We start from the raw sequence: 12,639 nt of genomic DNA on the forward strand, positions 1-12,639 counted from the left end.
TTTTATATTTGTGATATATTAGCTATTATGTAGGATATGTTATAGAATAAAACTATCTTCTAGCATGTAAGGGGGGTGTTTTTCTTATTGTATATTATGACGAAAAAGAGGTATTTATTTGATTTTTTTGTGTTTTGGCAATTTTATAGAATAATTTAATTGACAAAAAAGATTTTTGTACAATATGAAACCCATGTGCATGAGATCTTTATATTATGAGTATATGCACTATATCTCGATTTTGAATTACTCGATTTTAAATTAAAGGAAACAAGAATGGAACATCGTCCAGTCTTAGAGACTGAAAGCAATTTAGTTATTACATTGGTTGCTGATATTGTTGCTGCCTACGTGAGTAATAATTCTATTCGACCGACTGAAGTGCCAAGTTTAATTGCTGATGTCCATGCTGCTTTTCGTAAAGCAGGAAATCTAGAGCTAGCAGAAGTTGAAATTGAAAAACAGAGGCCTGCTGTTAATCCAAAGCGTTCAGTATTTCCTGATTATCTCATTTGCCTTGAGGATGGAAAGAAATTTAAATCTTTAAAGCGTCATCTCATGACACATTATGGAATGCTGCCAGAGGAATATCGTGAAAAGTGGCAATTGGACAGTTCTTATCCTATGGTAGCGCCTAATTATGCAAAAACACGATCAGCTTTAGCCAAAGAAATGGGTCTTGGACGTAAAAGCAAGCGAAAAAAAACTAAATAATCATATTTTGCAAAAAAATAGTTTCGTGTGTAAATTTGATTTTTAGTATACATGTTTCCTGTGAAGCCTTGGTATGTATAGCCCTTTCTAAAGGAGAGGTTATATATAACTTTCGTTACGAATCCGTTTGATCATTGATTTCAGACCATTTGATCGTTGTGGTGTAAGATTTTCATTTAAACCAAGTTTTTCAAAAAGTCCGTGAGCATCAGAATTGCGAATTTCAGAAGCTTTTTTTCCTGAATAAAAAGCAAGAAGAATGTAAATGAGTCCACGCACAATATGGGCATCGGAATCACCTTGAAACGTTAATATTGGATCTTCTGAATTATTACGTGAAGATAAAAGCCACACTTGGCTAACACAACCACGAACTTTGTGGGCATCATTTCGAGCATTTTCCGGAAAAGGTGGAAGTTCGTAACCAAGCTCAATTACATAACGATAACGATCTTCCCAATTATCTAGAAGCGAAAAGTTTTCTATAATATTATCGATTGTTTCCGCCATCATCTTAATCCTGTTTCATTTTAATCATCATATTAAATACACTTATTGGATAGATAAATATTTATTATCCTAATACAAATAACATGAGGAACGTTAAAATTTCTTATTTCAAGATAACATTGTATGGTTGTGTAAGAATTATTTTACTTCCATTTTGCGAGAAACGTTTGGGGAAGGCTCTGTATTATTTTTGTTGCCTAATATGTGCCCAAAATACTCATAAGCAGCTCTTGCACCGTAATATGCGCGTTCTCCAAGTAAACTTAAAAAGGACTTTCCTACTTTGCAGGCTTCTATATTACGGTCACAAAATGTTCCTAGGTCATTTAAAGATTCCTTAAAAGCAATAATTACATCGCTCGTTGTTGTTTCATTATTTTGGGGGCTAGAAGAATGATTATTGCTTGGATTGGCTACAAAAAATGAAATAATGACAAAAACAAAAAACAAAAAAAATGATAATTTAATTAAAAAACGTATCATGAGCAATCAATGTACCGCAGTTGTAAATACAATAAAAGGAGCTTTTTATACGCTGCTTCTTTATAAAAAATTGATACAATGAGCTTTTTATAAAAAATAGAGTATTCATTTATTAGATCTATATCATTGGCTATCTTATAAATATGATACAACGCAGCTGTATAAAAGTGAGATGCATAATCATAATAGTGCATAATGATTGGAAGTGTACAACGCGCATTTGCAACTTTCTATTCCCCAAAAAATGTATCTATAGGATAAAGATTAAACGGATAGTTCAATCTCTTTCCCATTTGTATACATATTTATCTTAAATAATAATTCATCACTCTAAACTTAGCTGAAAAAGCTAAATAGAGTCCAACTCTGTTATTTTGACTCTATCATCTATAAAATTTTTATTAGCATATCATAAACATGATCAACATTCGATCAAAATATTAAACAATAGATGCATCTCTTATAACTCCATCTCAAGGCAAGTTTTTTCTATAACATTGTAAACATCAATTTAATTGATACGAAGGTGTTTACCCTAAAATATAATAACATTAAGAGACTATTATTCTCACCAAACCATTTACGGAAAAGTAACTCTATATATGTAAATTGTAAAGAATATAATGACTGTCATTTTTCTAACGTTATAGGAAAATATTCTTAACTTGATTTTAAATAATTAAGCAAACATATGCGCCAAAAATGAAGAATAACGTGATATTATTATTGAGATGATTATATGTGATAATGCAGTTTGCAAACACTAAAATGGTCTTGAACGTTAATCATTTGATGTTCTCTTTATACGTATTAAAGATTTGTAAAATCTGAAATTGATGAAAGTTGATAAGAGCTCTTGTTGATTGATCAACTTATAAATTGATAGAATTAATCAATTCATTTGAGGAGTTTGAAAGGAAAAAACAATAATGTAAAGGCATTTTTCTTTAGCAAAAAGTAAGAATTAATTTACATTCGTTTCTTTATGAAGAATAAACCCAACTGAAAATAAAAATAATGACAACAAAACGAAAGAAGTCACGAAAAAAAACTGTAAAACACCGTAAATACTATAGTAGTATGGTTATCACACTACTTCTTATAATTTTTCATTTTATTTTTTGGAGTGTAAAAAGTATTTATTTTTATACGCGAAAAAATACTTTATTTTTTATTGGATCTGTTCTTTTTACCATTAGTTTTTTATTTGTTTCATTTAATGCTTTATTTTCGCAAATGACAACGCATCAAGATATTTTAACTCAAATGAAGTTTTCCTCCGCTCAAAGTATAGGGAAGAGCACTACTTTATCCGAAAAAGAAGTAAGATCACAAGAACTCTCTCGTGTGACTTCTCTACATTCTCAAAGTCATCACTACACAAATTTACCTTTCGCCCCTCAATCAGCAAGTATACTGGAAAAGCAAAAAGAACTCGCAAAATTAGGACTTTATGATGGACCTTTAGATGGACTGGAAGGACCTAAAACACGCCGTGCCATCACTCTATGGAAACAACAAACTGCTCAGAAAATGCAAAACAATGTTTTACCTCATCCTACAACAGATGAAATTGCGCTATTAATTAAGCAGAGCGAAATAGAAATGGAAAATAAAACAAAAAGAAATATAACACACTCAAAAGAAGCTGTTTTAGAGCCTTCTGTTGAAGATATTATACGGGTACAAAAAGCTTTACATATTTTTGGTCATGAGGAGGTTATTGTCACAGGAATAGAAGATCAAAAGACGATAGAAGCCTTAAAACAGTTTCAAAAAATGTTTGATCTTCCTGTAACTGGTAAAATTAATCATACAATTTTAATAAAAATGCGTGAAATTGGTTTATTAAATTGAAGATAATCATCAACATTATAAAACAATCTCTTGATTTATAATGATAATTTTCTTGTTGAATACCCTCTCCGAATACAAAAAATTTCCTTCATCTCAAGCCCTCTTATACTCAATCAATCAGAATGGTTTTCTTACATATTACATATTGAGCCATACAATTTATGGCAAGGGGATCGAGGCTTCTAGCAGAAAAAAGAAATCATTGCGAGAAAACAAACGCGTTTATTTTAAAATTTCCAATGCTTCAGATGATAAGGACACGCGAAATTCTATTGTAGCATCACGCCTTCCTTTTATATTCTCGAGCCAAGAATTATCCAGATATTCCCATCAATCTGATCTTCACATAACGCAAAGAATTCGTGCATCTGTAAGAATAAGCAAACGCTAAGCCAAATTGTATCATTGTTATCGTTTGACTGAGTATCTAGACAAAAGACGGAAACCTCTTTCCAATCCATTGCTGGTCTATTTTGCATTTTATGGAGTTGTTTTTCTCAGAAAATATGTGCTTTTGTTGTTGCCTGTAAATCAACATCAAAACCTAACGCTGCAGTATGTTTGAAACAAATATTAAGGTGGTTCAGTGCTTTTTCTGCTGTTGCAGCTTTTGGTATGCCAGATGGGAGAAAAGGTATTGCGTATCTCTGTTTGCCTAATCTCTGAAACGAGGAGGCAGCCTAATTTGGGGAGAATATGAAGTTTTAAAAATAGAAACCACTTCTCACCTTTACCATTTTCTCTTAATTTTGCTTTACGTCTTTCAAAAGCATCTAAAGCAATGTTCTTTTAGATAATGGAGATGACGCATTGCTTCACGCTTTTTTTCTCACTTTCTTTAATGAAGTCACGTCCCTTCATGTAAAACAGAACGCCCCAAACCAAATATACTTGAGTTGCACATTCACGTGCTTTCTTTAAAGAAACAACTCTCAAGGCATCCAAACCTATTTCACAATGATATGCGTGAATGGTATAAATAATAAACCCACTGTGCGCTACCATCTTGACGCTTGAGCAAACCCGCACCATCCACTTTGCCTCTAATGTTGCTCCAACTCTTGGCACTTGAGACAGTTCATTATAGGCATTGTTTAGTCTTTTCTTTAATGTTTTCCCCGCATACATCGATATTCCTTATGTGAAAGCGAATGATTTTGACTGATCCAGCATGGAATAAATTTGAAATGAGAGAATCTTATGATATTCAAAGCTCTCATTCAAGATGAGAAATTAAATTTATTATTATAAATCAATTCTTTGTATAATTATGATATTCCTTCATAAATGTAAAAGATGGTAGCGCACAGTGGATTTTATAAACTCTGAGGGTATAAACTTACGAGAAACTTTACGTAATTCCATTCCACGAATACCAATATGAAATGAGTTTTGCACTGAGAAATGTTTCTTCAAAACAACAGATGAATGTGCAAAACAAATGCATTTGTTTTGAGTGCTCTGTTTTGCGTGAAGAGAGTTCATAACCCTATTAAAAAGAAAACGTGTAAATTAACTGCACACAATAACACGCTGCTCTCTATCAAAGAGGAAGCCCCTCAATACTTGAAAGTGTATTAATAATACATCTTTGTCTATCCTGCTTTATATTTTCTCTCATAAACCTCTAAAAAAACACTTTTTCGCGTAACACAACTTATCGTGCATTTTAGAAGCATTTTTATTCCCTTTATTAAAGAAAATAAAAAAATATTAACCCATTACATCCTTTTTGCTATTGCGGCCTGAGCTGCTGCTAAACGAGCAATTGGTACTCGAAAAGGAGAACACGAAACATAATCTAGGTTATTTTCTTCACATAAAGCAATAGAGGCAGGATCGCCTCCATGTTCACCGCAAATTCCCAATTTTATTTTTGCACGCTTTGAACGTCCACGCTGTGCAGCAATGGTAATAAGTTCCCCTACTCCATCACGGTCAATAGATACGAAAGGATCTTGCTCTAGAAGACCTTTTTGAAAATAGGTTGCCAAAAAAGGAGCAGCATCATCACGGGAAATCCCAAAAGTAGTTTGTGTCAAATCGTTTGTTCCAAATGAAAAAAATTCAGCAGTTTCAGCAATTTCATCTGCTCGAAGCACTGCCCTTGGAAGTTCAATCATCGTCCCAACCATATATTGAATAGTACCTCCCTTTTCTTTCATCACTTCCTCAGCAACCTGATCAATACGCGCTTTTACAAAATCGAGTTCAGATTTAAGCGCAACCAATGGCACCATAATTTCAAGCATAACAGGAGATCCAGATTTTTGGGCAGCTTCTGCTGCTGCTTCAAAAATCGCCCGCGCTTGCATTTCTGCAATTTCAGGATAAGTAATAGCTAAACGGCATCCTCGTAATCCAAGCATAGGATTAAATTCGTGTAACTGCTGAGCACGTTCAGCCAGCACTTCAGCAGAAACCCCCATAGCTGTTGCAACATCAAGAATTTCTGCTTTCGTTTTAGGCAAAAACTCATGGAGTGGCGGATCTAACAAACGAATGGTAACAGGTAAACCACACATAATTTCAAATAATTCACTAAAATCTGAACGCTGCATTGGCAAAAGCTTATCTAGTGCTTTACGACGACCATTTTCATCATGACTTAAAATCATTTCACGCATGGCAACAATACGTTCTCCAGAAAAAAACATATGCTCCGTACGGCAAAGACCAATACCTTCAGCCCCGAAAGAACGCCCCATACGGGCATCAGATGGTGTCTCAGCATTGGCGCGAACTCTTATACGTCGCATCCCATCAGCCCATTCCATTAATTTTGCAAAGTCTCCGCAAAGCTTAGGCTGCAACATTGCAACTTTCCCTTTGAAAATTTCCCCACTTCCACCATCAATCGTGATAACATCGCCTTTTTTAAAGCTTTCTCCTGAAGCAAATAGCGTATTTGTATTATAATCAATCCGCACACTACCAGCACCAGAAATACATGGTTTTCCCATTCCCCGCGCAACAACAGCAGCGTGACTTGTCATGCCGCCACGCGTTGTTAAAATTCCTTCTGCAGCATGCATACCATGAATATCTTCTGGGCTTGTTTCCACACGGACCAAAATAACTTTTCGCCCTTCTGCTGACACAGTTTCTGCCTCTTCCGAAGTAAAAACAATTTCACCGGTTGCTGCTCCAGGAGAAGCAGGTAAACCACGTCCTATAACAAAACGCTCTGCTTTGGGATCAAGTGTTGGATGTAAAAGTTGGTCAAGTGACTTTGCATCAATACGCATTACCGCTTCTTCACGGCTTATTAACCCCTCCTCAACCATTTCAATTGCCATCTTGAGAGCTGCACGAGCCGTACGTTTTCCCGAACGAGTCTGCAGCATCCATAATTTACCTTTTTCAATGGTAAATTCGAGATCTTGCATATCCCGATAATGCTGCTCAAGCTTCTGCGCGATCTGACATAACTTCAAAAAAGCCTCAGGCATAATTTTTTCTAAAGACGGCTTATTTGAACCAGCAACAATACGCGCATTTTCTGTAATATTTTGAGGCGTTCGAATACCCGCCACAACATCCTCTCCTTGCGCATTAACTAAAAATTCACCGTAAAGTTCTTTTTTTCCTGTCGATGGATTGCGTGTAAAAGCAACACCTGTTGCCGAATCTTCACCCATGTTGCCGAAAACCATAGCTTGCACATTAACTGCCGTTCCCCAACTTTCAGGAATGCTATGTAAACGACGATAAGTGACTGCGCGTGCTGTCATCCAACTTGAAAAAACGGCTCCAATTGCCCCCCATAATTGCTGTTCAGGATCTTGTGGAAAAGGAATTCCTAATTTTTCTTCAATATATGCTTTATAAGAAGCAATAACATGTTTCCAATCATCTGCTGTCATTTCTGTATCAATAGTGTAACCATTGCGTTCTTTTACCTCATCAAGAATCTCTTCAAAATAAGAATGGTCTACCCCCAAAACAACGTTAGAATACATTTGGATAAAACGCCGATAACTATCATAAGCAAACCGTTCATTATTAGCTTGTAAAGCAATAGCTTTTACAGTCTTATCATTCATGCCAAGGTTAAGCACTGTATCCATCATTCCTGGCATAGAAGCCCTAGCCCCTGAACGAACAGAAAGCAAAAGTGGTCTTTGCTCATTACCAAATTCACGTCCTGTTTGTTCACCAACGCGTCTTAATGCTTGCTTAACAGATTCCTGTAGCTCTTCTGGGTATGATTTGTCATGTGCGTAATAAAAATTACAAACTTCTGTTGTCAGAGTAAATCCTGGCGGTACGGGCAAACCAAGACTACTCATTTCTGCTAAATTAGCCCCTTTACCTCCGAGAAGATTACGCTCGCTTGCACTTCCTTCTGCGTTTCCATCTCCAAAACTATAAACCCATTTTTTCATTGTACAAATCCTCCCATATCAGCATCAAAACACCATTCAACCTAGGCTTAACTTAAATGATTCAAAATCGGCGAAATAAAAAAGATCGCTTCATAAATGCATAATACCTAACCTTCTTAAACGAGATAATGACCACATCACCATCTATCTTCTAGAAGATTAAGATTCAGTTTTTAAGAAAACTATCAATCACCGAAAAAAAGTCTTCTACTTTCATAGCACCTTCATATTTATTACCATTGATAAAGAAAGTAGGCGTTGCTGTCACACCAAGTTCTTTACCACGCTCAAAAGATGCATTCACTTCATCTAAAATGGTCTGATTTTTCAAACACGCAGTAAAACTTTCATCTGAAAAACCCGCCATTAAGCTAATTTTTTTCAATGGTGTCAGAGCATCTTTTCCCCAAACCCACTCATTTTGTTTTTGAAATAAAACTTCTATCAAAGGGAAATAGCGATCTTCTGGTGCACACCGTGCTAACATAAAACCTGCTGTTGCCCGAGGATCAAAAGCATATTCTCGGAAAATCAGTTTCACTTTTCCTGTTTTGATATATTTTTTACGAATTTGAGGAAGTATATCGTTGTAAAAATGTGCACAATGAACACATGTTAACGAAGCATACTCAACAATGATGACTGGTGCATCCGCCTCTCCCTCAAAGCGATCCTTTACTTTACTTGATTGGAGAAGCTCAGCCATATCAACTGTTGCCACTGGTTTGAGATCACGCGCTAAAGCAACTGTTACACTATTTTGTACAATCGTTATGAAGAGAAAAATTATCCCGAAAGATAAAAAAGAACGAAATTTTACCATAAATAATACTTTTCTGTTGTTATTAAACGAATGGGAATCCAATACTTTCTCATATATTAAAGAAAATATATATAAAATATCTTGCTATTTATTATTTTTTTCCGAGAAAATGCAACAGCCAAGTTTATAAAGTGATTGGCGTAAGCTTTTATCTTCAATTCCTTCAAGCATTTTCTCCACGCATTTTTTGTCTTGTTCACTCAAAGTCGGCTTTAGAGGCAAATGATTCATAAAAACCGACAGACTCCTTTGCTCAATCTTGATGCGATCAATAGCAATATAGCCAAAAAATCCATTAATTTTATGAAGAAATTCCTCTGTTTCATGCATTAATTTCAACGCCGCAAATCCTTCACATGCGACAACAAGTGTTGCTGGCTGAAAAACTTCATCTTGATGTGCACGACGTTTCCAAATAATTTTAAGCGGCATTGTATGTTCACTGATATCATGGCCCACAATTTGTGGCCAATGCTCTATAAGCTCTACATTTAGCCCTGTCCGTTTGCGCAAAACGGGATCAAGTATTTTGAATACCGTCTCAGAAAGAGAATAAAAGATACGTTTTTTTAGTTGTTTTCTCATTTTTAGATCATTGTTCAACCGTTTACTTAATTACAATAATTTGTTTTATCTAAAAATAATTGTCTCCCTAATTTATAAAATATCAACAAAATAAAAATCCACTCCTCACCAGGGTCTCGACAATAAAAGAGCAAAAAAAGAATTACAAAATAAATATTTTTTCTTTTGCATTTTACATCTCTCTATGCTTGAAAACAATCATGTATGAAATTTCTTCGCACCTCCTTTCTTGGTACGATCAAAATCATAGAAACCTCCCATGGCGGATTACCCCCGAAGAGCAAAGACAAGGTATCCGTCCTGATCCTTATCAGGTTTGGCTTTCTGAAATCATGCTGCAACAAACAACCGTTGAAACGGTTAAGCCCTATTTTAAAAAATTTCTGAAATTTTGGCCTGATCTTCCTTCTTTAGCAATAGCCTCACAAGATGATATTATGAAAGCATGGGCTGGACTTGGTTACTATTCACGCGCACGTAATCTTAAAAAATGTGCGAGACAGCTTGTTGAAAACTACGCAGGACAATTTCCACAATCTGTAAAAGAATTGCGAACTCTAGCCGGTATTGGAGAGTATACTGCCGCAGCCATTGCCGCAATTGCTTTTAACCATCCTGTGGCAGTGGTTGATGGTAATGTCGAACGTGTAATAGCGCGCCTTTTTGCTATCGCTTCAATATTACCAAAAGCAAAAGCTGAAATTAAAGAAAAAACACAAAAAATTACTGCTTTAAATCGTCCTGGCGACTTTGCTCAAGCAATGATGGATTTGGGAGCAACCATTTGTACTCCACGCAAACCATCTTGTTATATCTGCCCTCTTCAAAGTTTATGCAAAGCGGCAAAGATGCAACAACCGGAGTCTTTTCCAGTTAAAGCCCCTAAAAAAGAACGCCCTTCAAAAACAGGTAGTGCCTTTGTGGTTCTTAATAAAAACAAACAAATTTATTTGGAAAAACGACAGACGCAAAAACTCCTTGGTGGAATGACCCAAATTCCTAACAATATTGATATAAACAACAAAAATGGGCTCCAAAACGCCCCCTTTCCTGCCAATTGGCAATTCAAAGGGCAAATTACGCATGTTTTTACTCACTTTTCTCTAAAACTCGATGTCTACTATACTGAAGATATTCATGAAATGAATTGTGAAAATGGTTGGTGGTGCAACATTCAACATCTTGCCAAAGAAGCGCTCCCTACTGTTATGAAAAAAGCCATTTCCGTAGCACTTCCCAATTCTTTCAGATTTAAATAACCTTGTTTATTCGTAAACATGTTTGCTAATGGAGACTTTTGTATCCCTAATGACCATTTCTTAATCTTTACAAAGAAAAATTTAAACACGTAGAATGTCTCATTTTTTCTATCAATGAGAATTAAGAAGGAATAGAAATCTTAGATTTAAATTTCAGGATCTATCCTTTGTTCGCTTATGAAGAAGCAAATCGGCACCATCGTTATATTTACCCACCCCCTACGACACCCTTGGCACTTGAAACGGTTCATAAGGGGTACTTTTAGTTCTTTCTTTAACAATTTTTATTCACACGCCAACCCCGCTTATGACATGCAAGTAAGTAATTTTTATTGATTCAATATGAAACAGGTTTGAAATAAAAGAGTTTGACGATATTCCGAGGGAAATTCAATATGAGTTGCACTAAATTATCTTGATAAATCAATATATTTTACGCACTTTATAGATGCACGTACAAAAAAGCACTTAATTTTGAACTTCTGAATGAACCTTTTAATTCTGATATTTCATTTTTATAAGATTATATTGAAATTTTACTATTTTGGAACTAAAATCAGAACATAGAGTAGAAATTTCTCGTTTTAATTTTTTCTACAAGAAGCGAAAAATACTCGCTTGCCGCTTACAAGCGAGGTGAGTATTTCAATATAAAATATCTAAGAAAAGCATAAAACGCGCTTGCATCCATCCCAATCGAGATCAGGTACATTGGTGATTAATAGAATGAAGCGATCAGCTTAGTTCATAAAACACCCGTTTTTAACATTTGTGAACGTATGATCATTCTTAAATGATCTATGGACTTTAAACGTCCATTTTCCTCATAATACCAAAATGTCCAACCATTACAACTCTGCGAATCTTGAGCCTTTCTTCCCATTGCGTGAATTGAACCCGCTTCACCACCATGCATAATCGTACCATCAGCTCTTACAATAGCAGATACTTGCTTTTTTCGATCATAAAGAACTTCTCCAGGATAAAGTAAACCTGCTTCAAGCAAACTGTTGAATGCTATGCGCGGTTCTGCTTTTTTTCTATCTAAAATCGCCAGCTCTGGTTGTCCTAAAGGTTTAACCGCCGCAATCCTTTCACATGCCGCATCAATGTAATCTTGCTCGCGTTCAACCCCAACAAAATCACGCCCTAAAAGCTTGGCAACAGCACCTGTTGTTCCCGAACCAAAAAACGGATCAAGAATAACATCACCAGGTTTACTAGAAGCCATAATAATACGCGCTAATAACGCTTGCGGTTTTTGTGTTGGATGTAATTTACGCCCTGAATCATCCTTTAAACGTTCAGCTCCAGTGCAGAGAGGAAAAAGCCAATCTGAACGCATTTGTAGATCTTCGTTTGCCGCTTTTAAAGCATCATAATTAAATGTATACTTTTTATCTTTTTGATCTCGCACAGCCCAAATAAGTGTCTCATGAGCATTTTGAAAGCGTCGCCCTCGGAAATTAGGCATCGGGTTATTTTTGCGCCAAATAATATCATTGAGCATCCAAAAACCTAAATCTTGTAATGCCGTACCAACTCGAAAAATATTATGGTAAGATCCGATAACCCAAAGGGTTCCATTAGGTTTTAACACACGACGACAAGCAAGCAACCACGCACGGGTAAAAGCATCATAAGCAGCAAAACTCTCAAACTGGTCCCATGCATCATCAACCGCATCAACAAGCGAATGATCTGGACGATATAAAGCACCATCCAATTGCAAATTATAGGGTGGATCCGCAAAAATCATATCAACAGAATGTTTTGGAAGTTTTTCTAAAACGGAAACACAATCTCCTTTAAAAATTTTATTGCGCCATGGCGTCTGGGAGGGATTACGAACGAAATCTTTTTGAAGCTGAATAACTGTCATGAAAAACCCAACAAAATGAACTGAATTTGCCCTATAATCAACCAAAATAGTTTATAGGCCCGCTTTACCAATCCATATTTACAAAATAGAGTAAACGTATCGTTAAAGTTCCGAAAAATTGATTATTATTTTTTGTTT

General features: G+C 35.7%; 9 protein-coding genes and 1 pseudogene. 3 read left to right on the forward strand and 7 right to left on the reverse strand.

What is annotated here, in order from left to right; genetic code table 11:
• Positions 1 to 276 precede the first annotated feature (276 nt).
• Positions 277 to 714 (forward strand): MucR family transcriptional regulator, encoded by a 438-nt coding sequence (locus ACFIMW_RS00955; protein ID WP_375607792.1) that lies wholly within the window; start codon positions 277 to 279, stop codon positions 712 to 714.
• A 99-nt stretch (positions 715 to 813) separates the two neighbouring features.
• Here the strand turns inward: ACFIMW_RS00955 and ACFIMW_RS00960 are convergent, their stop codons facing one another.
• Positions 814 to 1,224, reverse strand: a complete 411-nt coding sequence (locus ACFIMW_RS00960; RefSeq protein WP_375607835.1) for a SufE family protein — start codon at positions 1,222 to 1,224, stop codon at positions 814 to 816.
• Between the two features lie 138 nt (positions 1,225 to 1,362).
• Positions 1,363 to 1,707 carry a DUF5330 domain-containing protein gene (locus tag ACFIMW_RS00965; RefSeq protein WP_375607793.1) on the reverse strand — a complete coding sequence of 115 codons (345 nt, stop codon included), beginning with the start codon at positions 1,705 to 1,707 and terminating at the stop codon, positions 1,363 to 1,365.
• 1,017 nt (positions 1,708 to 2,724) lie between these two features.
• On the opposite strand from ACFIMW_RS00965, the gene ACFIMW_RS00970 reads away from it, so the two are divergent.
• The gene (locus ACFIMW_RS00970; protein ID WP_375607794.1) at positions 2,725 to 3,564 is read left to right on the forward strand and encodes a peptidoglycan-binding domain-containing protein; all 840 of its coding nucleotides are present in this window, start codon (positions 2,725 to 2,727) and stop codon (positions 3,562 to 3,564) included.
• Between the two features lie 139 nt (positions 3,565 to 3,703).
• Here the strand turns inward: ACFIMW_RS00970 and ACFIMW_RS00975 are convergent.
• The 4 genes and pseudogenes from ACFIMW_RS00975 to ACFIMW_RS00990 all read right to left on the reverse strand — a co-directional run.
• Positions 3,704 to 4,612 (reverse strand): annotated as a pseudogene (locus tag ACFIMW_RS00975) (tyrosine-type recombinase/integrase); the annotation flags it as partial.
• A 673-nt stretch (positions 4,613 to 5,285) separates the two neighbouring features.
• A complete protein-coding gene (gene ppdK, locus ACFIMW_RS00980; RefSeq protein WP_375607795.1) occupies positions 5,286 to 7,952 on the reverse strand; it encodes a pyruvate, phosphate dikinase in 2,667 nt (888 codons plus the stop codon).
• Between the two features lie 166 nt (positions 7,953 to 8,118).
• Positions 8,119 to 8,775, reverse strand: coding sequence for a DsbA family protein (locus tag ACFIMW_RS00985; protein WP_375606390.1), 657 nt, complete (start codon positions 8,773 to 8,775; stop codon positions 8,119 to 8,121).
• An 84-nt stretch (positions 8,776 to 8,859) separates the two neighbouring features.
• Complete coding sequence (locus tag ACFIMW_RS00990; RefSeq protein WP_375607796.1) at positions 8,860 to 9,360, reverse strand: DUF721 domain-containing protein; 501 nt, start codon at positions 9,358 to 9,360, stop codon at positions 8,860 to 8,862.
• Between the two features lie 200 nt (positions 9,361 to 9,560).
• Here ACFIMW_RS00990 and mutY point away from each other — a divergent pair, with 200 nt between their 5' ends.
• Positions 9,561 to 10,619, forward strand: coding sequence for an A/G-specific adenine glycosylase (gene mutY / locus ACFIMW_RS00995; protein WP_375607797.1), 1,059 nt, complete (start codon positions 9,561 to 9,563; stop codon positions 10,617 to 10,619).
• Between the two features lie 745 nt (positions 10,620 to 11,364).
• Here the strand turns inward: mutY and ACFIMW_RS01000 are convergent.
• A complete protein-coding gene (locus ACFIMW_RS01000; protein ID WP_375606393.1) occupies positions 11,365 to 12,501 on the reverse strand; it encodes a site-specific DNA-methyltransferase in 1,137 nt (378 codons plus the stop codon).
• Positions 12,502 to 12,639: the final 138 nt, after the last annotated feature.

The sequence above is a fragment of the Bartonella sp. AC329YNZD genome (assembly GCF_042196685.1).
In the GTDB taxonomy this organism is placed as follows: domain Bacteria; phylum Pseudomonadota; class Alphaproteobacteria; order Rhizobiales; family Rhizobiaceae; genus Bartonella.